At 46.8% G+C, this 24,876-nt stretch carries 21 protein-coding genes and 1 pseudogene; 9 read left to right on the top strand and 13 right to left on the bottom strand.

Translation table 11 applies throughout. The annotated features are described in order from the left end of the window. Positions 1–23: 23 nt before the first annotated feature. Together QUA47_RS17810 and QUA47_RS17805 are read right to left on the bottom strand one after the other, a co-directional pair. Positions 24–1,472: a RecQ family ATP-dependent DNA helicase gene (locus tag QUA47_RS17810; protein ID WP_333431695.1), complete on the bottom strand. Its 1,449-nt coding sequence runs from the start codon at positions 1,470–1,472 to the stop codon at positions 24–26. Between the two features lie 337 nt (positions 1,473–1,809). Further along, complete coding sequence (locus QUA47_RS17805; protein ID WP_006635540.1) at positions 1,810–2,190, bottom strand: hypothetical protein; 381 nt, start codon at positions 2,188–2,190, stop codon at positions 1,810–1,812. Between the two features lie 33 nt (positions 2,191–2,223). Here QUA47_RS17805 and QUA47_RS17800 point away from each other — a divergent pair, with 33 nt between their 5' ends. Next, complete coding sequence (locus QUA47_RS17800) at positions 2,224–2,409, top strand: hypothetical protein (protein ID WP_333431694.1); 186 nt, start codon at positions 2,224–2,226, stop codon at positions 2,407–2,409. 199 nt (positions 2,410–2,608) lie between these two features. Next, complete coding sequence (locus QUA47_RS17795) at positions 2,609–3,229, top strand: M23 family metallopeptidase (RefSeq protein ID WP_445243744.1); 621 nt, start codon at positions 2,609–2,611, stop codon at positions 3,227–3,229. 263 nt (positions 3,230–3,492) lie between these two features. Here QUA47_RS17795 and ftsH read toward each other — a convergent pair whose 3' ends face one another. Continuing rightward, the gene (ftsH, locus tag QUA47_RS17790) at positions 3,493–5,427 is read right to left on the bottom strand and encodes an ATP-dependent zinc metalloprotease FtsH (RefSeq protein WP_333403859.1); all 1,935 of its coding nucleotides are present in this window, start codon (positions 5,425–5,427) and stop codon (positions 3,493–3,495) included. Between the two features lie 238 nt (positions 5,428–5,665). Between ftsH and QUA47_RS17785 the strand changes: the two genes are divergently transcribed. After that, positions 5,666–6,295, top strand: coding sequence for an NADPH-dependent FMN reductase (locus QUA47_RS17785; RefSeq protein ID WP_445302524.1), 630 nt, complete (start codon positions 5,666–5,668; stop codon positions 6,293–6,295). Between the two features lie 159 nt (positions 6,296–6,454). On the opposite strand, the gene QUA47_RS17780 is transcribed toward QUA47_RS17785, so the two are convergent. Beyond that, positions 6,455–6,685: a hypothetical protein gene (locus QUA47_RS17780; RefSeq protein WP_006635545.1), complete on the bottom strand. Its 231-nt coding sequence runs from the start codon at positions 6,683–6,685 to the stop codon at positions 6,455–6,457. Positions 6,686–6,817: 132 nt separating this feature from the next. Between QUA47_RS17780 and psb32 the strand changes: the two genes are divergently transcribed. Next, complete coding sequence (gene psb32 / locus QUA47_RS17775) at positions 6,818–7,540, top strand: photosystem II repair protein Psb32 (protein WP_006635546.1); 723 nt, start codon at positions 6,818–6,820, stop codon at positions 7,538–7,540. A gap of 59 nt (positions 7,541–7,599) precedes the next feature. On the opposite strand, the gene QUA47_RS17770 is transcribed toward psb32, so the two are convergent. Beyond that, complete coding sequence (locus QUA47_RS17770) at positions 7,600–7,983, bottom strand: DUF4346 domain-containing protein (RefSeq protein ID WP_006635547.1); 384 nt, start codon at positions 7,981–7,983, stop codon at positions 7,600–7,602. A 338-nt stretch (positions 7,984–8,321) separates the two neighbouring features. Between QUA47_RS17770 and dcm the strand changes: the two genes are divergently transcribed. Next, entirely contained in the window at positions 8,322–9,284 is a 963-nt protein-coding gene (gene dcm / locus QUA47_RS17765) for a DNA (cytosine-5-)-methyltransferase (RefSeq protein ID WP_333431693.1), read from the top strand. Between the two features lie 57 nt (positions 9,285–9,341). Here the strand turns inward: dcm and QUA47_RS17760 are convergent, their stop codons facing one another. From QUA47_RS17760 to QUA47_RS17745, 4 genes and pseudogenes are all read right to left on the bottom strand, one after another. After that, positions 9,342–9,725 (bottom strand): hypothetical protein, encoded by a 384-nt coding sequence (locus QUA47_RS17760; protein ID WP_333217383.1) that lies wholly within the window; start codon positions 9,723–9,725, stop codon positions 9,342–9,344. Between the two features lie 199 nt (positions 9,726–9,924). After that, positions 9,925–10,335, bottom strand: a complete 411-nt coding sequence (locus tag QUA47_RS17755; protein WP_333431692.1) for a hypothetical protein — start codon at positions 10,333–10,335, stop codon at positions 9,925–9,927. Between the two features lie 288 nt (positions 10,336–10,623). Continuing rightward, complete coding sequence (locus QUA47_RS17750; RefSeq protein ID WP_333431691.1) at positions 10,624–12,432, bottom strand: aspartate kinase; 1,809 nt, start codon at positions 12,430–12,432, stop codon at positions 10,624–10,626. 293 nt (positions 12,433–12,725) lie between these two features. Next, a pseudogene (locus QUA47_RS17745) lies at positions 12,726–13,490 on the bottom strand (Uma2 family endonuclease). Positions 13,491–13,604: 114 nt separating this feature from the next. On the opposite strand from QUA47_RS17745, the gene QUA47_RS17740 reads away from it, so the two are divergent. Next, a complete protein-coding gene (locus QUA47_RS17740; protein WP_333431690.1) occupies positions 13,605–14,264 on the top strand; it encodes an HAD family hydrolase in 660 nt (219 codons plus the stop codon). A gap of 408 nt (positions 14,265–14,672) precedes the next feature. Next, the gene (locus QUA47_RS17735) at positions 14,673–18,014 is read left to right on the top strand and encodes a PAS domain S-box protein (protein WP_333431689.1); all 3,342 of its coding nucleotides are present in this window, start codon (positions 14,673–14,675) and stop codon (positions 18,012–18,014) included. A 470-nt stretch (positions 18,015–18,484) separates the two neighbouring features. Here the strand turns inward: QUA47_RS17735 and QUA47_RS17730 are convergent, their stop codons facing one another. Continuing rightward, the gene (locus QUA47_RS17730; RefSeq protein ID WP_333431688.1) at positions 18,485–20,734 is read right to left on the bottom strand and encodes an iron uptake porin; all 2,250 of its coding nucleotides are present in this window, start codon (positions 20,732–20,734) and stop codon (positions 18,485–18,487) included. A gap of 164 nt (positions 20,735–20,898) precedes the next feature. Here QUA47_RS17730 and QUA47_RS17725 point away from each other — a divergent pair, with 164 nt between their 5' ends. Next, positions 20,899–21,630 (top strand): sucrose-phosphate phosphatase, encoded by a 732-nt coding sequence (locus tag QUA47_RS17725; protein WP_333431687.1) that lies wholly within the window; start codon positions 20,899–20,901, stop codon positions 21,628–21,630. Between the two features lie 414 nt (positions 21,631–22,044). Then, positions 22,045–22,398, top strand: a complete 354-nt coding sequence (locus tag QUA47_RS17720) for a DUF6464 family protein (protein ID WP_190657625.1) — start codon at positions 22,045–22,047, stop codon at positions 22,396–22,398. Between the two features lie 82 nt (positions 22,399–22,480). Here the strand turns inward: QUA47_RS17720 and QUA47_RS17715 are convergent, their stop codons facing one another. From QUA47_RS17715 to QUA47_RS17705, 3 genes are all read right to left on the bottom strand, one after another. After that, a complete protein-coding gene (locus QUA47_RS17715; protein ID WP_333431686.1) occupies positions 22,481–22,831 on the bottom strand; it encodes a hypothetical protein in 351 nt (116 codons plus the stop codon). Positions 22,832–22,905: 74 nt separating this feature from the next. Further along, complete coding sequence (locus QUA47_RS17710; protein WP_190657629.1) at positions 22,906–23,214, bottom strand: DUF1830 domain-containing protein; 309 nt, start codon at positions 23,212–23,214, stop codon at positions 22,906–22,908. A gap of 1,064 nt (positions 23,215–24,278) precedes the next feature. Then, entirely contained in the window at positions 24,279–24,665 is a 387-nt protein-coding gene (locus tag QUA47_RS17705) for a response regulator (RefSeq protein ID WP_333217374.1), read from the bottom strand. Positions 24,666–24,876: the final 211 nt, after the last annotated feature.

Below are 24,876 nucleotides of genomic sequence, written 5' to 3'. Positions count from 1 at the left end.
TCGTTTGAGTATAATCGTCAATTTTATCGACAATTATCGCAGTGGCCGCAGCGCATTGATGTAGCTTCCTTGGTAAAACCAAAAGCTTGCAGCAAAAATTGCCACCTGCACTCTCGATGTTTGAGATATTTTGCCATTTCTTCCGCTGCGCTAAAACTTAATTTTTCCGCTTTTCGCTGTGGAGATTTATTGATCACATAATTAAAAGGATCTTGCCATGTTAATTGTCCGCTGCTGTGCAAGATTGAAAGGGCGAGATCGCTTTCGGGAAATTCACGGGAAACTGCTTCTATATCGCCTTTAACTGGCAGTTTTTTCGCCAATTGCTGAGCTTCTCGGTATTGCGATCGCAATTTATCTTGAAAAAATTGCCCTCTTTGTTTATCTTCAGGATAAAGCAAACCCGTAGGTTCGCTAATCAATGTCAGGGCGATCGCCGATTTGCCGTCGCGTCCGCCTCTACCAATTTCCTGAATGTATTCCGATAATAGCAAAGGTGCTTGAAAGTGAACAACCCACCGAACGTCGGGCTTGTTAATTCCCATCCCGAATGCTGACGTACAAGTCACGAATTTAAGCTCATTGTTCAGCCAAGCTGTTTCTATTTTTCGTCGTGATTCTGGACTTAAACCTGCATGATATGCTGCTGTTTCATAACCTGCTTCTTTCAACAAATCCGCCAAATTTTCGCTATCTTTTCTAGTGCGGACATAGACTAAACCTGCTTGTTTTTGTCGCTCTTTGATAAAATTTAATAATTGCTGCTTGCGTCCTCTCGGCGTCCAGACAGTCTGCACTTGCAGGTGCAGGTTAGAACGGTAGGGACTTAGCAGAAAGGCTTCTGGTTTTCGCAGTTGCAATACATTTTTGATTGTCTGCTGTGCTTCCGGGTTGGCGGTAGCGGTGAAAGCGGCGATCGCAATTTTACTGTTTGCTGGTTTAGCTTTCAACAAAGCAGGCCGCACTGTTCCCAAACGGCGGTAAGCTGGTCGAAAAGTATCACCCCACTGCACTAAACAGTGAGCTTCATCTAATATTAAACCGTTGATTTGGATGTGCGGCTGACTGATAATTTCCCAAACAGGTTTGCTGAGTAATGTTTCGGGAGACAGGTACAGCAATCTTAATTTGTTTTGTTGCAGCGACTGCATAGTTTGTCGGCGCTGCGCTGTTGGCAATTGACTGTGGAGGAGGGAAGCGGGCAGATTGCGATCGCGCAATTCTTGCACTTGATTTTCCATCAGTGCGACTAACGGCGAAACAACCAAAGTTAAGCCTGTTTGCAACAAAGCTGGCAGTTGAAAGCAGATTGATTTGCCACCACCTGTCGGCATAATTATAATTGTATCTTTTCCGGCTAATAAACTACCGACGATTTCTCCTTGGGGTGGTCGAAAGTCGTCGTATCCCCAGATTTTTTGGAAGGCGGCGCGGGCTTGATTTAATGATATTGGTTCTGGTTGGTATTTCATTTGATTTATCCCCAAATCAGACGTAAGGTGAGCAGTGCGTGCCCTACATAATTAGTGAATCTGAGGCCGTAGGGTGGGTCAGCAACAATACGATCTCTATTTAGCGAAGATTGTACAACTGACGCACCCTACAATAACTATTCTTAAAATTATCTGCGTTTATCTGTGTTTATCTGCCTTATATCTGCGGTTGACCGGCCCTATCAAAGATTTATGTAATTGCTCGTCTATTTTAGATTTTGAGTTTTGGATTTGAGACGATCGTCCATTCTAGAACCCTGCGAATCCCCGAATATCTTCAGCAATCCAAAATCCAAAATCCAAAATCTAAAATCCCCTAAGATTGAGCGTCTCGGCGGCCGAGTTCGTAAACGCCGCCGCCAATACAGGCGATCGTACCCATAGATACCGCCCAACCAGTACCCAGAGACAATTCAACGCCCCAATTGCACAATCCGCCCACAATCAAAAATGGCAAAATGCTCAACAGCGAAGCGTAAAAGGCATTTTGAGCTTCTCTCGCTTGGCGGGTTCTTTCAAACTCGGCTTCCGAGGTGTAGAGGGATCTCTCGGCAAAATTCATCCAGCGGTTGAGTTGCAGGATTACCCATTCTGTCAGGGGGGACAGGCCCCAGTACAGGGCCAAAGACCACAAGGACGCACCGGCTATCGCAGTTGCGTCTATGGCAAAACTAAAGGGAAAAATTTCAGTAAGCATTGCTTGATGTTTGTGATGAATTTGAGATTTTGGATGTTATCCAAAATCTCCGAACTTAACTATAGTGTCAAGCAAAAGCTCGATCGAATTCAACCGCAGCAGCAATTCCTCGGCCAATTTTTTTTTATCACCCTTGGGCATTTACCCGGAAGCCTTGACACGGGTTTTGGATGGAGTAAGATACACGTTGTTATTAAACTGATTCGCGATCGCGGGTAGAGCTCAAAGCCAATCTTGCAGCGAATTGGCATAACTTACCATCTTGCACCTCAGAAACTGGCTCTCCGGCCCACCCCACAAAGAATGATTTTTTTGTGGGGTAGGCCGGAAAGCCCGACCCTGAAAGCTTTATTGACATTGGTGCAAGATGTGAGCCTAACAGACAACGCACACTCGCACACACATTTAACTTTGAGCCGTGAAAAAAATCCTGCAAAACTCTAGAGGCCCGCTGACGGCAAAACGCTTTTTTCGTCTCAGACAGATGCTGCTGCTGGCACTTTCGATCGGCATTGTTTTGATCAGCCCTTATTTACAGCAGCAGGTGGTCAAAGCTCAGTCAGGCTTACCAAACAGAGTAGCGACGGGTAATTTGTGGCAAGAAGCTTCTTTTCCAGTCGAAAACTTTGAAACATACACTTCCGCCTTCGGCCCCCGTGGCGGGGATTTTCATTACGGTTTGGACTTGGCCGCCCCGGAAGGCAGCTATATCCGCAATTGGTGGGGCGGGCAAATTGTGGAAGTTTGGGAAGATGGCCGGTGCGGCACTGGTATGGTGGTGCGATCGGGAAATTGGGAACACATCTACTGTCACCTCAGAGGCCGAGTGCTAACGGCTAACGGCGGGCGTTATTATACCGATAGCGAAGGTACCGTGCAAATTTGGCAGGGTCAAACTGTGCCTGCGGGTGCGAGAATTGCCAGAGTTGGGATGACGGGCCGCACGAGTGGGCCTCACTTGCACTGGGGATTGAAGTACGGCGGCCGCTGGGTAGACCCGGCTTTGGTACTTCGGGAAATGTACGCGCAACAATCTTAATTTCTCATTAGTTAGTAGTGATAGCAATCCTCGCATCATTTGTTAATTTCTTACTCCCTCCCCTTCGTAAGGGGAGGGTTGGGGTGGGGTAAAAATTTACGACTCCTGCAAGGATTGCTATAGTAGTCATTAGTAATTAGTTAAAAGTCATTTTTTTGGGTTTGTAGTAAGGACTAAAGTCCTTATTTTTTGGAGAATGAGGAATAAAGTCCTCACTACAAACTTGAATAACTAATGACTAATGACCAATGACTAATGACTCTTTACGTTGGTGCCAACTCTTTTTTGGTCAACTGGGTGTACCGCTCGACAATTTGGCGGAATTCGTCGCCGTCGATCGTTTCTTCATCCAACAGCGCTTCTACAAGTTTGTCTACCAAAGCCCGATTTTCGCGGATAATCCGGCGAGCTTCTTCGTAGCACTCACAGGCAATTTCCCGGACTTGGCGATCGATCTTGATTGCCATGTCTTCGGAATACTCGGATCGCGAATTCCAGTTCTGGCCCAAAAACACCTCATTGTTCGGACTTTCCAAAGCCACAGGCCCCAAATCCGACATTCCGTAAAGCGTTACCATCTCCCTCGCGAGACTGCTAACTTTTCTGAGATCGCTACCAGCACCGGTGTCGATTTCAGCATCGCCATAAATTTCGGCCTCCGCCGCTCGTCCCCCCAAAGCTACTTTAATTCGGTTTAACAGCAAAGCCCGACTCCTTAAACCTTCGCTGTCGAGCATTTCGTCGTCGAGTACAAAGCTAGTAAAGCCTTCGATGCCGCCGGAACGGGGAATAATCGTTACTTTTTCCACCGGGTCAGCATTTTTGAGCATGGTCGCGACTAGGGCGTGTCCGACTTCGTGGTATGCTGTCATCCACTTTTTCTTGCTGTCCAGCAGCGGGTTGAGGGTAAGCCCGATCGTGATCCGGTCGATCGCGTCGTGAACTTCTAGGTTAGTAATCGTGTCTTTGCGACGCCTCGCTGTGAGAATAGCTGCTTCGTTGAGCAAGTTTGCCAAGTCGGCGCCGGAAAAGCCGGGAGTGCGGCGGGCGATCGTGTCTAGGGCAACTTCTGGGTCGAGTTTTTTGTTGCGCGCGTGAACTTGCAAAATCCCCAAACGCCCTTTGTAACTGGGTAAATCTACCGTTACTTGGCGATCGAACCTGCCGGGCCGCAGCAGGGCGGTATCGAGCACGTCGGGCCGGTTAGTAGCTGCAATCACAATCACGCCGCTGTTACCCTCAAAGCCGTCCATCTCTGTCAGCAACTGGTTGAGAGTTTGTTCGCGTTCGTCGTTGCCGCCGCCGATACCGGCGCCGCGCTGCCTTCCTACGGCGTCTATTTCGTCGATGAAGACGATGCAGGGCGAATTTTCTTTAGCTTTGCGGAACAAGTCGCGGACGCGGGAGGCGCCGACTCCGACAAACATTTCGACAAATTCGGAACCGGAGATGCTGAAGAAGGGGACGGCTGCTTCGCCTGCGATGGCTTTTGCCAGCATTGTTTTGCCGGTTCCTGGAGGCCCGATTAACAGAACTCCTCTGGGAATTTTGGCGCCGATGGCGTTGAAGCGTTCGGGTTTTTTGAGGAAGGTTACGACTTCTTGCAGTTCTTCTTTAGCTTCTTCGATGCCTGCTACGTCGTCGAACATCACGCCGGTTTTGGCTTCCATTTGGAAACGAGCTCTGGATTTGCCGAAGTTCATGGCATTTCCTTGAGATTGGGTCGATCGGCGCAGGATGGCCATCAACACTGCCAACACTGCAAAAATCACTAGCAAGTTTACTACTAAACTGACTGCGGCGGCGTTGTCGGCTGTTTGTTTGACTTCAAAGTCAATCTTTTTGGCACGGATTTGCGAGTACAGTTCTCGGTTGTTGTAGTCGAACAGACTAACTGATTGGGTCTGATCGCTTTTTTGATTTTTTAGCCTAACCTTGGCAGTTTTTTGAGTTTCGTCTACTTCGATTTTACTGATTTGCCCTTTTTCTATGTTGTCGATCAGTTGGCTGTAACTCATGGTGTTTGGCGCGCTGTCGGCAAACACCGGGGTCGAGAGCAATATTCCTTGAGAAATCACCAAACTGCCCAGGATGCGCCAAAGATTCCGTCCTGGAATTGATTTTTTAGGATTCTGGCTCGACTTGTCTTTGTTTACAGCTAGATGCCCCAGCCATGCGTGTTTCCAAGAATTTTTCATATTGCTTTGCCCAATGTTGAAGACTGCCAAGATTGACCGCTTTTAGTTTGCTACGTTCATTTATTTTAACAAGATGGCGGGTGTTGGATGGGTTTATCTCTCGCGGGGATCTTAAGAGGGCCCTCAAAATAGCGGTTTGTGAACGATCCGAGTCTGTTTTCCCTTACCGGGCGAGCACTCACCCCTCCTACCCATAACCTTGTGTTCTTCCTTCTATTTTCTACATCGGAAACTTTACTTGACAGTTGCCGATCGAACTTGCTATGTTAATCATACTCGTAATGAGTACGTTTTAGTAAATCAGTTTTTGTTTTTAAGCTTTATGGTAAAAATTGTCGGCATTGGTGGAAGTTTGCGGGCTGGTTCATACAGCCAGTTAGCATTGAATGTGGCAGCAGAACGGGCGCAAGCCCTGGGCGCGGAAATTGAAATATTCGATTTGCGATCGCTCAATCTGCCATTCTGCAATGGTGAGAATGATTATATCGATTACCCCGATGTGGAAAAGCTGCAGAATGCGGTTAAGCAAGCCGACGCCTTGATTTTGGCAACGCCGGAGTATCACGGTAGCATCAGCGGTGCTCTCAAGAATGCCCTGGATTTGATGAGTTTTGAGCATTTGGACGGGAAAGTTGCGGGTGGGATTAGCGTTTTGGGAGGGCAAGTTAACAACAACGCACTCAACGATTTGCGCGTGATTTTGAGATGGGTGCACGCTTGGGTAATTCCCGAACAAATTGCGATCGGACAAGCTTGGAAAGCTTTTAGTCCTGATGGTAAATTGTTGGATGAAAAACTGTCTGAAAGGTTCGACGAATTTGCTCGGAGTTTGGTAGAAAATACGCGGAAATTGCGAGGAATTTCGTAATTTTATCTCATGACAAATGCAGTCCGAAACGCAACTGGCCTATTCTTCGGATGCGTCAGTTGCAATAATTGCTCGATTTGAAGAGGTTTTGTCTCTAGTAGAGTACCCGACAAGCTGTAATGTTAACAGTCAACAGTTAACAGTCAACAGTCAACTGAGTTAAAATGGCATATCGATCATGTCTCCGAAAGGATGGGGTACGTCGATCGGCATTCTTCCGGGTTTTGACTCATATTTGTCTATCCACTTTTTGGCCAATTCCAAAGCTTCCTCCTCAGTCTTGGCATTTTGGACGGCGACATGGCGGTTGCCGCGGCTATCCCAAACCTCGACGTAGAAGACTTTCTGGGATTGAATAATCCAACCTTTATAAGTGTCTGCTGGTTCCATAGTTAGAATCCTAAAATAATAGGGCGGGGAGTTCCAGTGGCGAGCTAATTGTAAATATTGCCCTGCATAAAATGAATTTTACGGGGGTTTCTATAGTATTTTTGGAAAAAAGTCAGTTTTACGGTTAACCTCATGACCCGACTCCTGAAGCAATTATTTAACTGGAGAAAATATCTCCAACCTTTGGCGGCGACGATCGCGATCGCCCTAATCGCATCCCAGATGGCAGTATTGCCGGCATTGGCCACTGGCGTTTACGAAATGCCCGTGTTGTCGGCTGGCGATCGAACTTGGGTGTTCGACAAAGGCGACGTGCTCAGCCGCAGCAGCGAAAGCAATATCAGCAGCGTGCTCGACAACCTGGAAAACAAAACAGGGAAACAAGTCAGGTTTGTCACCATCCACCGCTTAGACTACGGCGAAACGACTGCCACTTTCACCGACCAACTGTTTGAACAGTGGTTTCCCGAAAAAGAAGACCAGACTAATCAAATTTTACTCGTTCTCGACACTGTTACCAACAGCGCGGCAATTCGGACGGGGGAAGGGGTGAAATCCCTGCTACCCGATGAAATTGCCCAGAGTGTAGCTGGGGAAACCGTGCAAGTGCCGCTGCGGGAAGCCAATAAATACAACGAGGCATTTGCGGCTGCAAGTACGCGCATTGCAACTGTTTTGTCGGGCGAACCCGATCCGGGTCCTCCTGAAGTTGTTGACAACATTCAAGTTGAAGGCACGTTTAAAAAAGCTGAAGAAACAGACCAAGGCAATGCCACAGTTGTTGTGGTTGTGCTGTTGGTGTTGGCGACAGTGATTCCGATGGTGACTTATTTCTGGTATCAAGGTTTTTCGTGATCGGGTGCTGATAAATTCGATCGGTTGGCGTTTTGTCAAGAAATTAAGGCAGGGCTGCACTAATCTTGAACGTATTCTCGATCGCTCAACAAGGCAATTTCTGCCCGTACAAATTCCCGTCCCAGATAAGCCGCGTGATCTAACATTGTCACCGGACAGGGGCGGGTTTCTTCTAGGATTTTGACGCAAAGTTCTTTGGCGGTTCGGCCGGTAAAAAGTGTGGATTGGGTGCGTTCTACTTTGCCACGGGCGGGGATGGGTTTGCCAGTTTCCGGATCGACGGCGAGGCCTCGATCGTCGATGATGTTGGTGAAGTGTTTGGCACAAATTAAGCTGGTTTCGCGATCGAGATAGATGATGAAGTAGCCGCCTGGATCGAGGTCGATGTGGCGTTTGGATAGCTTGTCATCAATTGCGGTGAGGTTTTCCAAGGTTTGACTCATGGTTGGTGAAAGAAAGTAAACAATAGCTGTATTTTTTGCTGCTATTTCTAGTTTAGTCGGCTGCGGGACAAGTTTGGGACATTGGTTGGTTGAATGCGGGGGAAATTTCGGGCGATCGACAATTCCTGCAATTTGCCGATCGCTCCTATGCTACAGTCGATCGGGCTGGACAGAGAAATTGATGAGTGAACTTAAGACGCGATCGCTCTTAGATCCCCGACTTTTTCAAGAAGTCGGGGTTCTGGGTATTGTGTTTTTTTAGTCGTTGCTCACTTATATATGATGCAAAATCGGTTATTATTGTATATAGAATTTGTTGGTATTAAAGCTAAGCAGAAATGAAATTTATAGATTTGTTTTCAGGAATAGGAGGTTTCCGACAAGGCTTTGAAAAGATAGGCTTTGAATGCGTTTTTTCCTGCGAAATTAACAGCAAATGCCGAGAAGTTTACCAGAAAAATTTCGGTGAGGTTCCTTTTGCCGACATCAGTAACATCAATCCCGCCGATTTAGCCAACTTTGATATTTTAGTCGCCGGGTTTCCGTGCCAACCTTTTAGCATCTGTGGCAAAAAGCTGGGTTTTGAAGATACTAGAGGCACGCTATTTTTCGAGATTTGTAAAATTATCAAAATCAAGCAGCCTAAAGTTATCGTTCTCGAAAATGTCAAGCACTTAATCCATCATGACAAGGGAAATACCTTAAAAGTAATTATTGCCAGTCTGGAAGATTTAGGATACAGCGTGAATTACAAAATGCTGAATGCTAAAGACTTTGGAATTCCTCAACATCGTGAAAGAATATTCATTATTGCAACTAAAGGTAAAGAATTCAATTTTTCTCGACTTAAAAGCAAGTTTCCTCCGCAACTCAGGGAATTTCTAGACGAGACAGGGGATTTTGAAATATTGGATAAATCCGAGTATACTTTAATTGAGTCTCCGAGAAAGCAAGATTCGGGACTTTTGTTTGTAGGTTACAGAAATAAAGGTACTTGGAAAACTGGCGTGAGGCCAAATACAGAACATTTATCGAGAGTTCACAGACAGCCTAATCGCATTTATTCGGTAGATGGAGTGCATCCCACAATTCCGTCGCAAGAAACATCGGGCAGGTTTTTTATCTACATTCCTGAGCAAGATATGGTGAGAAAGTTGACGCTGAAGGAATGTTACCGTCTTATGGGTTTTCCTGAAGATTTTAAGAGTTATTCAAGTGCGGGGGAAAGTTACAAGCAAATTGGGAATTCGGTTTGTGTACCTGTGGTGGAGGCGATCGCCAAAGAAATACTGGGCGGTTGAAACCGCCCAGTATTCTCAGGGGTTTTTAACCCGGATTTGAGCGGACAACTTGCTAAGCTATGTTTGCGAAGGTTGCCATACGATGCTCGATCGCTGTGCTAACAAATCGGCCAATCTTTCAGCTCTGTTTCGATCATCTTTCACCTGAGGTAAACCGACAATCTGAGCGTGGGATGCTGAATCAGGTACTGCATCTAAACCTAATTCACGAATTTGTCCTACTTGCAGACTAGCAACTCCGTAACAATTGTTGAAATTTGCTGCACATTGTTCGGGGGAACAAACACTGGCAATTGTCACCGATAAACCCGGTTCATTCGCTCGCAGTAAATAAGCGGAAAATACAACTAAGTTTGCTTCGTCAATCCATTGACGACGGAGTAAAGCTCTATAGACAATAGCACTGTCAGGTAAAGAATTGAATTGATATTTCGTACTCATAAGTCGTTATTTATAACATATCATTCGGAGAGCAGAGGGGATAAACTCTGTCTACGAATAATAGATATTATAGCACGTTTTAAGACTTATAAGAGTGTTTTACAAGAAAGATAGGACCTACCTGGTATTTTACTTGCCACTGTAATGAATCATTAGATATTTATGACTACATCTGATTCCCTGCGAGAATATTTATCGGTCATACCTTATTAAACCACTCTAGCCAATGGGCTAAGGTGGCTGCTGAAGTAATATCTTCCGAGTCATACTCCTCACTCTTTTGATGATAAATGTAAGCTTTCTCATCAGCATTATGCGGGCAGAACAAGCGTACTCTCCGATCGGCCTTTACATTTTGCCAAGCAAGTCTGATACTACCTAGATCGTCTGTACCAGTGGATGCTTTAGGAAAATTATCACCCAAAATATCATAGGCTTCTACAATCAATTTCATCGCTGTCCTGAAAGCATATTCAGTCGGTCTCAAAATTCCGTACTCATCCTCTTCTTCTAAATCTAAAAGCTCGATCAGACGTTCAACAGTGATTCGGAAATTCAAGAAACCGCTATTGCTACTGCTATCAGTAATCTGTTCCTTAGCTACAGTCATAAGATTCCATCCCTTTTAGCCGATCGCCAGTTTCATTTTAACACAGCCTCATGCTGTGAAATTTGCACTCAAAACTTTGATAGTTGACTGTGCATAGATATTTGTATGAACACGGCAGTACGGTGTCCAAATCCGAATATATTTGTAGGGATACAGCACTGCTGTGTCCGCGATATTTGCAAGGAGACCACTGCCGTATCCCTACCGAAAACTCTAATTAATCAAATTTTTAAGCTTGTAGTTGGGATTCAGAGTCTGCCGGCGCTGAAGCGCAACTACAAACCTTGATTAGGCGGGAACTTGGATTTTTTCAGTGCCGGCAAGTTCAAAGGCTGCGTGAATTGCCTTCAAAGCAGTTACTCCTTGTCCTTCATCCACAACGCAGCTAATTTTAATCTCGGAAGTAGCAATCATTTGAATGTTGATTTGCTGGCGGGAAAGCGCTTCAAACATCTTTGCCGCTACTCCCGGATGCGCTACCATCCCGGAACCGACAACGCTAACTTTGGCGATTTGTGTATCGACTGCTACTTCGCCCCATCCAAATTCGGGGGCGGCTTTTTCGAGGGCGTTTTTAGCAGCTTCGGCGTCAATTTGTGCTACGGTAAATGCAATGTCGCGAGTTAAGATGCCGTCGATATTGTGGCAGCGCTGCGACTGAATGATCGTGTCTACGCTGATATTTTCCTCGGCTAAAAGTCCGAACAGTTTTGCTGCTACTCCTGGGCGATCGGGCAATTGGCGAATTGCTAGACGCGCTTGATTGATATCCAACGCAACGGCGCGGACTGCAGGCGGTTTTTGGGATGATGAACGCAGCCCAATAGGGGAGTTGGCAACATCAAATGTTTTGCAGAGTTCGGCAACGGCCCGATCGCAATCTTCGGCATCTATCGCACAACTAACTTTCACCTCGGATGTAGAAATCATTTGAATGTTAATTCCCGCATCCGCTAAAGTCTTAAACATCTGCGCCGCTACCCTCGGACGACCGATCATTCCCGCACCCGCAATGCTAACTTTAGCTATTGGTCGCTCTTCTGCTTTCACTTCCGGTTCTCCCAATTCTGGGCGAGAATTCTTGCCGAGGGCGGGGATAATTGCATCTGCAACGGCGGCGGCTTGTTGCAGAGATTTTCGCGTCACTGTGAAGGCAATATCGTTAGTATTTCCTTCATGAATTGACTGAATAATTAAGTCTACATCGAGGTTTTGCTGCGCGATCGCACCAAACAACCGCGCAGCTACGCCGGGGCGATCGGGCAAACGCAGTAGCGACACCCCCGCCTGATCCAAGTCAAATTCCACCGCATCCACCGCTGTTGCGAGCTCCAAACCCTCCAAAGGCCGAAGTTTCGGGGGTGGGGACACTACCCGCGTACCGGGCGCGTCACTCCAGCTAGAAAGCACTACCAGCGGCACGCCGTAATTCTTGGCAATTTCTACCGCGCGCGGATGCAGGACTTTTGCGCCCAAACTCGCCAATTCCAGCATTTCGTCGCAAGTGATTTCGTCCATCAATTGCGCGTCGGCAACCAAGCGCGGATCTGTAGTCAGAATTCCGGGCACGTCGGTATAAATTTCGCACCTGTCGGCCCGCAGCGCTGCAGCCAGGGCTACTGCGGTTGTGTCGGAACCGCCACGGCCCAAGGTGGTAATTTCCAATTCTCCGGCATCGGCGATACCTTGGAAACCCGCAACCACAACGACTTTACCGCTTTTTAACTGACTCTCCAGCCGATTCGGGTCAATTCGCAAAATCCGGGCGCGGGTGTGGGCGGCTTCGGTGACAATGCCGACTTGGGCGCCTGTGAGGGAAATTGCGGGCTGTCCCATTTCCTGCAATGCCATGCTCAAAAGTGCGATCGAGACTTGTTCCCCAGTGGAAAGCAACATATCCATTTCCCGCTTGTTGGGATTTGCGGAAATTTCCTTGGCGAGTTTAACTAAACCGTCGGTGGTTTTGCCCATCGCTGAAAGTACGACAACGAGAGAGTTGCCGAGCTGTGCTGTTTTTACAACTCGTCGGGCTACCTCCAAAATGCGATCGACTGTGCCCACCGAGGTTCCGCCATATTTCTGAACAATTAGTGCCATAGGACTTACACAAAAAGTAATGCAATACTTAAGCTAATATACGCAAATTTTTGATAATAACCGATGAATGTTTATATCGTTTCTGAGGAGGCTGCTAGGCGATCGGGTTTTTACAGCACATGATATTCCTAGGGACACGGCAATGCCGTGTCCCTACCGGAATCTGCGACTTATGCGAATTTAGATTGTTGATTGAAGAATTGAAGAATTGCGAATGACTTATGAAGAACCCAACCCCGATAATCATCAGTCATCCCCAATCTAAAATCTAAAATCTAAAATCTAAAATCGAATTACCGTCCTTCTAACTCTCGCAAACGCGCTTCTAAAGCTTGAATTCGCAACTCAGCTTCTATTCGCCTTTGTCGTTCTCGTTCTGTCCCCAATTCGGCTTGTTCTGCCCGTTCCTCGGCCGCCGCCAGCAAATTCCCCTCAGCATCCCACCAGCGCAGCCAAGGCAGTTCTACGCCCTGATAAGCCCCTGGCCAAATGCCTAATTCCACTCCTATTTGTGCGATCTGGTAATGTCCGCGCTCATTTTGTGGGACTAACTCGAACCGATCTTCTACCAAATGATCCACTTCAACTTGTGCCTTTTTGACTTCATAAATGCCGTAAAAAGCAGGTCGAATTATCCGTTCGTAAATCCAGAATTTGCCCTGGCGAGGAGTCCTATCTCTTTCTTCACTGCCATCACCAGAAACAAATTCAAGTACAATCCGAGGCGGCATTAATTCCTGCCACATTACATAGGAGCGACGAAGATTTCCGTCAAGAGTTGGCGCCACGTCGGGCACGTAAAATTAATCAGGTGCTTGGGCTGCTCTTTCGGGCGGTTCCGGGAGTTCGGCAACTCGCCAGTAAATACCGGAATCTTGACCGATGCAGTATTGTCCGTCGGGATGAATTTGGTCTAAAATCGGTCGGATTGATGTTGTTAACAGGATGCTTTGAGGATGTTCTTGAAAGTTTTTCACAAAAGTACCGTCGGAGTCTGGTAATTGAGTGTGGTCAGGGAAATCTGTTGCTATAATTTCTGGTTTTTCGGTGACACTCATGTTGACCTCTTGAATGTTTAAAGATTATACTTATAATTTGTGACTTAGAGATTAATCATGCTATTAAGTCATTGAAAACCTCCGATTGCTGCTATAGAGAAAATTTTCAGAAATATGAGTAAGTACAAGTTAATTATTTTTGACTTCGACGGCACCTTAGCAATTACTCACAAAGCTATTGTATTTTGCTTTACCAAAACTTTTGAAACTTTCAATATTACCCCGCCTGCTGCTGATACTATTATAAGTACGATCGGCATCAATTTACCAAATACTTTTAAAATCCTGCATCCGGCGATCGAGGAAAGCGCAATTCCTGAATGGGTTGAAACTTACCGCTCTTATTATCGGACGGAAGGTGAAAAGCAGGTAGAGTTATTTACCGGGACAAAGCAAGTCTTGCAGTTGGCGCGCAAGTCGGGATTGAGCCTGGGAGTTTTTAGCAACAAACACGTTACTTTTGTAAATTCGTTACTGCAAAAATTGAAAATTCACAGTTTTTTTGATTTGATTTTAGGTGACAACGGAGAAATGATTATGAAACCCGAGGCGGCGGTTTTTCACTCAATTATTAAACCGCTGTTCCCGGACTTGGATAACAGTCAAGTTTTAATGGTTGGCGATACAGCGATTGATTTGCTGTTTGCTAAAAATGCTGGGATAGATGTTTGTTGGGCGGCTTACGGATATGGCGATCGCGCTCAGTGTCTCGCCCTAGAACCGACTTTCGCGATCGACGATATTTCAGAACTTGCTGTGTTCGTTCAACATTAATTTTTCCGGTTTTTTTATGGGATATTTGGAATCGTTTAAATCCTATATCTTTTATTCCAAATATTTCAATAGAGACTCCGGGCATCAGATTTTGATTCACTCAAAAAAATAAATGCCCGAACTTGTAAGCTACCTAAACCCTGCCAAGCAAACCATACCAAAGATAGAGTGATCCCGGGAACAGCTATTATAAATTAACAAGTAGGATTCCTTTGAAGGTAGAAGGCACAAGGCAGAAGCAAAGAGGAAAAAAACGAGGGAAGCCAGATTTTTTTTAGGTAGAATTTACCGCAAAAATTCTGCATAATAGCCTTCTACCTTCTGCCTGTGGAAAACAGGCAATTCTGTTAAAGTCTAGGGTGTGCTGCCAGTCGAGATCTCTACAATAAACTCAATTTATAGAAAATCATGCAGATAGATATAAGCATTCCTTCTGAAACGCTATCGCCGACTCGTACTGGCGGCACACCGAATTTAATAGAAGAAGTATTTCGGCTGTACGATCGCGCCCTGGCAGCTACCAGCAACGGCATCGCGATCGCGGACGCTACCCGGCCGGACAAGCCTATAGTCTACTGCAACGGCGCTTTCGAGCGAATTACAGGCTACAATCGCAGCGAAATAATCGGGAAGAACTGCCGCTTCCTGCAAGGCCCGGATACCGATCGCGCAGCCGTCGATCAAATCCGTGTGGCCCTGAAAGAACAGCATGACTGCAAAGTAGTTCTGAAAAACTATCGCAAAGACGGCACCGCCTTCTGGAACGAACTCAGCATCTCGCCGGTGCGCGACAGCAGCGGGCTCGTTACCCACTTCATCGGCGTCCAATCTGATATCACCGATCGCTTCCAAGCAGAAGAAGCCCTCAAACAAGCCGAGGCAAAATACCGCAGCATCTTTGAAAACGCCACCGAAGGCATTTTTCAAACCGCCCCAGACGGGCGCTACCTCAGCGCCAACCAGGCACTCGCCCGAATGTACGGCTACGATTCGCCCTCAGAACTGATCGCAAAATGTTCGGCAAAAAACCTTTACGCCGATCGCGCCCGCCGCGCTTCCTTCATTGCAGAAATCAGCAAAAACGGCTCCCTGAAAGAGTTTGAGTCCTGCGTCCGCCGCAAAGACGGCAGCACTACCTGGATCTCGGAAAACGTGCGCGAAGTCCGCGGCGAAGGCGGCGAACTCCTTTACTACGAAGGAACCGTCGCCGAAATCGCCGCCCGCAAAGAAGCCGAAGCAGCGCTGCGAAATCAAGAATACTGGCTGAAAACCGCGATTAACGCCGTCCCCGACGCGATCAACCTCACAGACAGCGAGGGGCGCTGGCTGATTGCCAACGACTGCGCCCTCCAACTTTTGGGCTGGGAAACCGCAGACTACCAGGGTAAAACTACTGCCGAACTAGCTGCCGCCGCCGATCCGAGAGTCAGAGAAATCCTGCTAACTTGGCAGGAAACCGACGAAACCACCTGGGAAGCAGGCACTCTTACCTCCAGCAGCCAAATTGTCTCCTTGCCCACAGGCGGCAGCAATTTGTTTGAAGTGCGGAAAGTGCCGCTGTTCAACCCCGACGGTTCGCGCAAAGGTTTGGCCGTCGCGGGGCGGGACATCACGCAGGAAGTGGCAGCGGATGCAGCTTTGCGAGACAGCGAACAGCGGTTTCGGGCAATTTTTGAACGCGCTGCGATCGGCATGGTAGTCGCTACCCTCGAAGGTGTTGCGATCGCCACTAACCCGGCATTTCAAGCTATGCTGGGGATCTCGGAAGCTCAACTGCGGGGTGTTGGCCTCGACGACTGCGCGCACCCGGAAGACGCAGAAGTTTCGCGCCAGTTGCGCCAACAGTTGGTCGCGGGCTCCCGCGAAGCTTATCAAATCGAGAAGCGCTACCTCCGCCAAGACGGCAGCATCAGGTGGGGACGCCTCAGCGCCTCTGTCATCGACAGCAGTCAGGGAACGCCACAGTTTATTTTGCAAATGGTAGAGGATATTACCGATCGCAAACAAGCCGAGTCAGCTTTGTTTCAAAATGAGGCTAAGTGGCGATCGCTAATTCTCAACAGTTCCGACATCATTACTATTCTTGACGCCAGCGGTCGCATTGTTTACGAAAGCCCTTCTGTAGAAAGAGTTTTGGGCTACGAACCCGATGAACTCGCCGGTCAAATTGCTCTCGATTTAATCCACCCTGACGACCTTCCCTCGGTGATGTCCGACTGCGAAAAACTGATCGCAAATCCAGGCGATTCGATCGCCCTAGAAGGTCGCTTCCGGCGCGCTGACGGTTCTTGGTGTTTTCTTGAAGGTGTGGGCATCAACTTGCTAGCAGACCCCGCTGTGAAAGGAATTGTGATCAACTCCCGCGACATGACGGCGCGCAGGCAAGCAGAGTACCGCCTCAGCAAAATCAACGAGTGCTTTTTGGGATTCACCACCGACGCCGCTGAGAACATCCAGCGTCTGACATCCTTAGCCGGCGAGCTTTTGGGCGGAAGCTGCGCCATCTACAGCCGCGTCGGTGGCGGTCTGCTGCGCGCGATCGGGACTTGGCAAGCGCCGCCGGACTACCCGCTGGTCGATCGCGCCGAGGGCCACATCTGCACCGACGTATGCAGCAAAGGAAGCGATCGGGCTGTTGCAATTCCTGACTTGCAGAACACGATCTATGCCCAAACCGATCCCGCTGTCATCCGCTACCAACTGCAAAGCTATCTGGGACAAGCAGTGCGGCTGGGCGACAATTACGTGGGTGCGGTGTGCGTTGTCTACACTGAGTCGATCGCGCCCACCGAAGCCGACTGCAAGCTGATCGGAATTATTGCCGGCGCGATCGGAGTTGAGGAAGAACGGGCCGCCGCCGCCGATCGCGATCGGCAAAAATCCCAAGAACTGCAAACAGCTTTGAGCGACTTGCAGCAAACTCAAATGCAGTTAGTACAAACCGAAAAAATGTCTTCCCTCGGACAGGTGCTAGCAGGAATTGCCCACGAAATTAACAACCCAGTTGGCTTTGTCGCCGGCAACCTCTGCCACGTCCGAGGCTACGTTCTAGACTTATTAGAAATCGTACAGGTGTATCGAGAAGAGTACCCGAATCCCCCAGCAAAACTTCAGCAACAAGCCGATGATATAGACTTAGAATTTCTAGCAGAAGACCTGCCCAAATTGCTCAGCTCGATGCAGACCGGATGCGAGCGCATTGTAGAAATTATTCAAACTCTTCGCAATTTCTCGCGGGCAGATGAAGCTAAAATCAAGACTGCCGACATTCACGAAGGTTTAGAAAGTACCTTGTTAATGTTGAACACCAGGCTAAAAGCCAAGGCAAAATGGCAGGGCATTAAAGTGATCAAAGAATACGGAGAACTGCCGCAAATAAACTGTCATCCCGGACTGTTAAATCAGGTATTTATGAATGTATTGGCAAATGCGATCGACGCCTTGGAAGAAAGCAGCAGCCAAGCAAAAGACACCGCAAATTCTATCTCTCCTACTATTACCATTCAAACTGAAACGATTGAGGACAAGAGCATTTTAATTCGGATCAAAGACAACGGTATGGGCATTCCCGAAGATCAGATTGTGCGTTTGTTTGACCCGTTTTTTACCACAAAACCCGTAGGTAAAGGCACAGGTTTGGGTTTATCAATTTCGCACCAAATTGTCGTTGAAAAACACAACGGCAAATTGCAGTGCCTCTCAGAACCAGGTAAAGGCACTGAATTTATCATCGAAATTCCAATTCGTTGACATCAGGATGACGCTAATCAGCATATCATATCAATTCCGGTTGCACCGTCCGTGATTGTTGGCTGTTAACTGTTAACTGTCCGTCGAAAAACTGAATGATGGTTGAGTGTTGACTGTTGACTCGATTTTACGCCCGACGAGGAAGCACGGATTTGATATCATGTCCATTAATTATGTCCGCATTCGGCTTAAAAACCCCCTTGATTTCTTAGTCCCTCTCAGCTAGGAACGACAGTTTGTGTACTAGCGATTTCAATCGCCTAGCCTTATCAAGGGGTTTTTAACGCGGATTTGGTATCAGTGGTTTGATACCCTACTAAGAGCGCGGTAAGGCGCTCCAGGCGCGCCCTAAATATAGCAGTTTTAAACTGAGCCAGGTACTCTGCAGTCAGCACCCCATTACCCATTACCAATGTGTACCTCACTCAACTGAAAATACTATAATTAGGTTCAAGTAAGTCCTAATTTAGTTAAAAACTAAACTGCGTCCGCAAATTTCCCACAAAAATTGTCGGGTTGTTATCGAAATTATTGGCATTCCAGATCGCATAAAATGCTGGCACGATCGAAATATGGTCGGTGAGAGGCAAATAATAAGTTGCCTCAATTTCGTACTGCGTACCGCCATTCCCTCCGCCAGAAACCAGAAACCTCCGACCGCCAGTAAAGTCAAAAGGTACTAAATATGACACCGTAAGCAAAGCTCCTTCTTTGAACAAATCGGGAAATGCAAGTCCTAACTGATAAGATTGATTCTCGATCGTGCCCTTGGGTCGGTCAGTCTTGGGAAATATATTGGTTTCGGCGTAGCCGTAGCGGCCGAAAAGACCAAAGCGGCGAGTGACTGACCAATCGAAATTGAAACTATAAGTATTCGCAGTAGCATTGCCCAGGCGGCCGCCGAAACCGTCATCTGCCACACCGTTTAACGGCTTGCTGTTAGGAGATCCAATTAAGCCGCCGATTTGCTGGATATTGGAACGGCTGTACAGAAAGCGCAAATTAGTCCGATCGCTCGGACTGAATGTTAATTCTGCTGTAGTCGTATTTGTCCCACCAAACAAGCCTTGAGACGGATTGGAAGCGGAATTAAAGACGGAAGTGGGCAAAAATTCCGTACTCTCGCCCAAGTAGCCAAAACGCAGTTTCAATGCGCGGCCGATATCCCACAAAACCAAAGCACCTGCACCGCGTCTGGTAGCGCTTAACAGAGGGCTGTTGTTAGAATTAAAGCTGCTCGCACCGTCTACGAAAAAGTTAAACCTATTGTTGTCAAAGTAGCGGTAAAAATTAATCCGCGGCCCGAATACTACTTGCAAGCTGTTGGTAAGCGGGAACCGATAGGAAAGTTCCCTCAGGACAACTTCATTGGGATTTGCTCCCGCAGTTTGATCGAGAAAAGGAGTGCCGAATGTATTGAACAGGCCCGTAGAAGTATACTGATTGGCTGGTGAATTTCCGTTACCTACAGCTAGCTGTGTAATCAATTCGTCTTTCCCTGTAAAGGAAGTAGTGAGGGTCAACCAAACTAACTGGCTGAAAGTGATTTCTGGGTCGTCAACTTTCTGCACAATTGGTCTGTTGGTGACAGGATCGCGTCCGGCAACTCGATCGAGCGGAGCAGCATTTCCATTTGTTGCTTCAACTCGGACTCGCTCGCCCGCAAAAGCTCCAGTCAGGTTAAACCAAGCAAATCCGTTTAATTTAGTGGTAGTTGAAAATTGGTTGGCTTCTAATTCGGCAGTGCGGGCTTCTAAAGCATCCACTCGACCGCGCAAAGTAGCTAATTCTGCTGCAAATTCTTCTTGCAATCTTTGCAAAGCAAGTAAATCTTCTCGCTGGACTAAATTACCAGTAGAACCGCCAAGTTGTTTGGTAATTTGGTCTAAGCAAGCGTTTAATCCGGCGGCGAATTCATAGCGAGTCATTGCTCGATTTCCTCGGAATGTGCCGTCTGGATATCCCGCAATGCAGCCGTATCTTTCTACTAGGGATTGTAAGGCTTGAAAAGCCCAATCTGTGGGGCGCACGTCGGACAGTTGGGAAACAGAGGTGACTTGTGCTGCGTCTTCTTGTATGCTGAGGTCATCAGCGGTGCCCGTCTCGCTGCTGATGTCGGCAACTGTGCTGGCTTCAGCAACTTGTTGAGACTGAGGAGAGTTTGCAATTTCTAACTCCTGGGGGGGTAATTCGCGAATTGCCCCCGTTATTTCTGGGGCTGTTGTTGCACGATCCTCTGTTGCTTTATCTTTTTTGGGTTCCGGGCGATCGACTGTTGCTATATCTGTTTCGGGTAAAGCGCGATTCACCCATGCTGCATCTGTTTCGGGTTCCGGGCGATCGACTGTTGCTATATTATCTTGGGGTTCCGGGCGATCGACTCTTGCTGTATTATCTTGGGGTTCCGGGCGATCGACTGTTGCTATATCTGTTTGAGGTAAAGCACGATTCACCCATGCTGCATCTGTATCGGGTAAAGGGCGATCGACTGCTGATTTAGTCTCTGCGGCAATCTCCGCTAACTGCGGTATCTCAATCTTAACTGCTGCCAGCGCTGCGTCTGGGGTAGCCTCCGGGACGGCACTCGCTTCTAGCGCAACTTCTGGAGTTGAGGTATCCTGAATTTGAGCTGTTGCTGCGATCGGCCCCAAAGGCACTGCCGCACCAGAAATCAAGAAAGACAGCCAAAAAGCTTTAAGGGAGGTTGAATTATTCACCATACCACTCACACCACTTGTTGAAAATTAAATTGGGCCAATCTTAAACGATAAGCTTGCTTATAAATGTGTTTGGTTTAACAAATTCTTATAAATAGTTAAAAGAATTTTAGGAAGCCCTCGGTTCCTGATCGCTGATGACTACTGACTACTGACTAATTCCCAAAATGAAGTTTTTATTAGTTACAGATTTAGACAACACGCTAGTCGGAGATGACGAAGCAACTCAAGTTTTAAACCAGCGCTTGCAATCAAAGCGATCGCAAATATGTTTGGTTTATGCTACCGGGCGTTCTTATGCTTCAACTTGCGAATTAATTGCCCAAAAGCAACTACTAGCACCGGACTATTTGATCGCAGGTGTAGGCAGCGAAATTTACCAAGACGGAACCCTGGACTTAGATTGGGCGGAATATCTTTCTCAAGACTGGGATAAAATGGCGATCGCCTCTTTAGCTCAGCAGTTTTCCCAGCTTAAACCCCAATCCCTAAAAGAACAAAATCCTTGGAAAATCAGTTATTGTCTGGAACCAGCAGCAGAAAATAGTTCTATTGTCCAGACTTTGCAGCAAAAGTTAACTGAATCGAGACTGCCAGGTCAAATCATTTTTAGCAGCAATCGCGATGTGGATATTTTACCGCAAACTAGCAATAAAGGTAATGCCCTTACTTATTTACAAAAGCGCCTACAAATTCCATCTGAGGCAACATTAGTTTGCGGAGATTCTGGCAATGATATCAATATGTTTGAACAGGATGTCCGGGGAGTAATCGTCGCTAATGCTCTGTCAGAACTCTTAGAATGGCATCGCGAATGCGGCACTGAAAATCATTATTTAGCTAGTTCTACTTGCGCTTGGGGAATCATGGAAGGAATGGCATATTTTTGGGAATTATGATTGATTGCCGAAAATCCGGTTTGGTTTGTAGTGATCACTGAAGTCCTCATAAAAATCACAGGACTGAAGTCCTCAGTACAAATGCACCCGAAGCACCCCAAGTCCTGCAAACCCTTAAAATCTGTTCAGGAATCTCAACCGCGTATCGATCGAACCTGCGAGTTGCGATACCATCAGCGTGTACTGCTTTATCAAACCTAATCGAACTTAACTTTAGTTACCTCAAGCGAGTTGAAGTTTATTTCCTAGCCTGTTGGTTAGTCGGCTATCCGCCGATCGCCAAAGGTTCTATAGTTAAGTTTAGCGCCTCAACCGAAATTACTCTCTCTAAAAAAACTTATCTTTCTAGATGAAGAAGATGTCGGTTTAGCTCACTATTTGCCCCTTTAGTTCAGTTCGCGAACGCACCGCCACATGGAACAAAATACTTTACCCGTAGAGGTGATTCTCTCTCACCCCCGCCAATATTTAGGTAGCATTCGGCTGGATTGGACGCCACAACCGGGGAACTATCTAGATTTAGAGGGACAAACCTACGCTGTTTTGGAACGCCACCACCGCTATCAACTCAAATCCGGCCGCTACCGACTGCAAAAAATTGCCCTGTACGTGCAGTCGGCCACACCGCCGACGGAAAGAACTTTTGTAAGCGGCATCTGGGTTATCGGAGATGCTAGCTGCCGTTTTAATGCTCGATCGGAAATTCTGCGCTGTGCTGTCAATCCCAATGGCCCGTGCAACTGCTGCTGCGATTACGAAAAGTCTTGAACCATCGAGTCAGTAAACAATTCCACCTCGCCCAACCGAGAGTGCCGAGAATCTCGGCGTCTCCCTCATTTACAACAAACTATCAAAACCAACTAGCAACTCTCGAATCAAATTTAACTTCTTCAGGCAGGCGGTGATCTATCTTCTGATAGCTGTGCAGCACCTCGCGAATTCCAGTATGAATCAAATTTTCTATGTGCAGCAATTGCTCTGAAGAACAGCGAACCTGAACTGTTTGGTTTGACACCGACTCGCTGGGGTCGATCGCAGTATATCTATTAGGAATTCGGCTGAGCACATAAGCAATTAAATCTTGTCGCAATCCCGAAGGCGAAAAAGCTTGTTGGTAGGGGTGCTTCGGATAAGACTCCAAGATAATTTCTACTTCCTCTGTGACTACAGCTAAGGTAATATTGACAAGATTTTTCTGCATTTTCCCCGTCCCCAAACACTCGTTAACTAATATTTTTGTGGCTGTTCTCGATCTCGTCTGATTTCTCATGAATTTTAACCGGCTAATACCGCCAATCGTTCTTCGGTCATCACCAGCTCGAACTCGGAACTTACCTCTTCTATAACCCGCAGCACGTAGCAGGGAATCTTGTCGGATAAAATAGCACTTGGCACCACACCAGTGTGAACTTCTAAGACTGCTTCGGCAGCAGCTTCAAACATTAGTCGCTGTCCGGGAAACATCACTCTTTCAAAGTACCAATTAGGAATGTTCCCAATCCGAACCACCTGAACTAGGTTGGTAACATTTGCGTAATAGCACAGAATCTGGTTGTTACCTTTATAAGATAGCTGATCAGACATTTAAAAATCTCCACACTCTTTCAAAAACTAACTGAGACTTGGCTTTGCCTGTTAGTGGCAATTGCGACTTTTGCTCTTGACAAAACGACCGACTTATTTTTTTGGTGTTATTCGAGAGCGCGAATCACATCTTCAGTTATTAATTTTTGTAGCATTGAGTTATCCTGCCAACAATTAGAGGTCTGGCGCAGAAACTCCGTTTTTCCCCGTTAAAAACCGGGTTTTTGTGGTAGGCACTGCCTAACCCCTGACTTATTCAGGCTGGTTGTTCTGTAGCACCAGTTAATCGAAAGTACCGTCACTGCCCCGAACTCTCCTGACAACAGGTTCGCTCTTTGGCAGTGGAATGGTGCTGAGATGGCATAGACTTTCAACTCAAGAGCTTGGACTAAATATTATCTAAAAAATATGAGGAAATTATGAAGACCATAATTTTTTTTGATAAATATACTTTTGCCGAAGCAGGGATTACAACAGTTAGGCAAAAACCGGGTTTTTTAGCCAAAAACTTGGTTTTATCTGTGTTCCTGGGTTAAAAAACCAGGTTTCTGAGGGAAATCTGCGTAAATCTTTGATTAGCAGGCTGAAACCTGGTTTTTTAGCAAAAAACTTGGCTGCATCCGTGATTCCGGGTTGAAAAAAATCGTTCTTGAGGCAAGTGTGCGTAACTTCTGGAGGAGTTATTCGGCCTGTAAATGCGGTGATAGCCGATCGGCTTTTTAGGTAACAAAAAACCCCGACTCCCTGAGATCATCTCTAGAACTTCTAGGGAATCAGAGTTTAAATTAATCAATCACCGATCGATCTCAAAGCTAAATCAAAAAAATGAGGAAATTATGAAAATAGCCGGAAAAACTAGGAATTTCCTGGACGCCTAAACCGGGTGGTATAACATAATTGCGTAATTTTCGCAACAATCAAGAGAATGAGAAAGCGGATTTTTGATCGTCATCCGGCTTTAATGCCCCCTTGATTCTTCCGTCGGGCTGGGCCGACTTTGTGGGTCTAGTAGCGGTTTCAAATGCCGAGTTTGATATGCTATCTGCGATGTGTTTTACCCGAGTTTAAAGCAACGGTTCCCAACCCAGAATTTCCGCTACTTGCTGTGCCAAACTCAAAGGATCGAAAGGCTTTGCAATCACCCCCGCTACCCCCAAATCAGCAAATTGGCTCAAATCCATCGCCTGCACCTTAGCCGTCAGGAAAATCACCGGAATCCCCCGAGTAGCCGCATTATTTTGCAGCAAACCAAACAGAGTAAGTCCGTCAATATCCGGCATCATCACATCTAACAGAATAGCGTCAGGGAGGTGAGTTTCAGCTAAAACCAATCCTTGGCTGCCGTCAGGCGCGCTTAGTACAATCCAGCCGCCTAAATGTTCCAGACAGGCCTGAATCACGCTGCAGAGGTTTTTTTCATCATCGATGACCAGAATGCGCTTTGCTGACATAATTAAAACTCTAATTTTAAATTAATCATGGTAAACCGAAAAAAAACTTACGCAGGCTGCCTCATCAACCGGGTTTCTTGACAGATATAGCAGAAGGAAGAAGCAATAAAATTAAGAGTTTCAGCACTTAAGAACGCAATACGGTTCAGTTAAGGGCTAGGCAGTGCTTAAAACAATAAATACAGGAGGATTCATTATTATTCCAGTACCT

The organism is Microcoleus sp. MON2_D5 (assembly GCF_036701905.1).
In the GTDB taxonomy this organism is placed as follows: domain Bacteria; phylum Cyanobacteriota; class Cyanobacteriia; order Cyanobacteriales; family Microcoleaceae; genus Microcoleus.
The sequence above is the reverse complement of the archived record's forward strand: the minus strand, read 5'-3'. Positions and strand labels throughout refer to the sequence as shown.

Coding starts and splice junctions, on each gene's coding strand:
- QUA47_RS17810 (WP_333431695.1), bottom strand. CDS start 1,472: ATGAAATACCAACCAGAACCAATATCATTAAATCAAGCCCGCGCCGCC.
- QUA47_RS17805 (WP_006635540.1), bottom strand. CDS start 2,190: ATGCTTACTGAAATTTTTCCCTTTAGTTTTGCCATAGACGCAACTGCG.
- QUA47_RS17800 (WP_333431694.1), top strand. CDS start 2,224: ATGTTATCCAAAATCTCCGAACTTAACTATAGTGTCAAGCAAAAGCTC.
- ftsH (WP_333403859.1), bottom strand. CDS start 5,427: ATGAAAAATTCTTGGAAACACGCATGGCTGGGGCATCTAGCTGTAAAC.
- QUA47_RS17780 (WP_006635545.1), bottom strand. CDS start 6,685: ATGGAACCAGCAGACACTTATAAAGGTTGGATTATTCAATCCCAGAAA.
- psb32 (WP_006635546.1), top strand. CDS start 6,818: ATGACCCGACTCCTGAAGCAATTATTTAACTGGAGAAAATATCTCCAA.
- QUA47_RS17770 (WP_006635547.1), bottom strand. CDS start 7,983: ATGAGTCAAACCTTGGAAAACCTCACCGCAATTGATGACAAGCTATCC.
- dcm (WP_333431693.1), top strand. CDS start 8,322: ATGAAATTTATAGATTTGTTTTCAGGAATAGGAGGTTTCCGACAAGGC.
- QUA47_RS17760 (WP_333217383.1), bottom strand. CDS start 9,725: ATGAGTACGAAATATCAATTCAATTCTTTACCTGACAGTGCTATTGTC.
- QUA47_RS17755 (WP_333431692.1), bottom strand. CDS start 10,335: ATGACTGTAGCTAAGGAACAGATTACTGATAGCAGTAGCAATAGCGGT.
- QUA47_RS17750 (WP_333431691.1), bottom strand. CDS start 12,432: ATGGCACTAATTGTTCAGAAATATGGCGGAACCTCGGTGGGCACAGTC.
- QUA47_RS17740 (WP_333431690.1), top strand. CDS start 13,605: ATGAGTAAGTACAAGTTAATTATTTTTGACTTCGACGGCACCTTAGCA.
- QUA47_RS17735 (WP_333431689.1), top strand. CDS start 14,673: ATGCAGATAGATATAAGCATTCCTTCTGAAACGCTATCGCCGACTCGT.
- QUA47_RS17730 (WP_333431688.1), bottom strand. CDS start 20,734: ATGGTGAATAATTCAACCTCCCTTAAAGCTTTTTGGCTGTCTTTCTTG.
- QUA47_RS17725 (WP_333431687.1), top strand. CDS start 20,899: ATGAAGTTTTTATTAGTTACAGATTTAGACAACACGCTAGTCGGAGAT.
- QUA47_RS17720 (WP_190657625.1), top strand. CDS start 22,045: ATGGAACAAAATACTTTACCCGTAGAGGTGATTCTCTCTCACCCCCGC.
- QUA47_RS17715 (WP_333431686.1), bottom strand. CDS start 22,831: ATGCAGAAAAATCTTGTCAATATTACCTTAGCTGTAGTCACAGAGGAA.
- QUA47_RS17710 (WP_190657629.1), bottom strand. CDS start 23,214: ATGTCTGATCAGCTATCTTATAAAGGTAACAACCAGATTCTGTGCTAT.
- QUA47_RS17705 (WP_333217374.1), bottom strand. CDS start 24,665: ATGTCAGCAAAGCGCATTCTGGTCATCGATGATGAAAAAAACCTCTGC.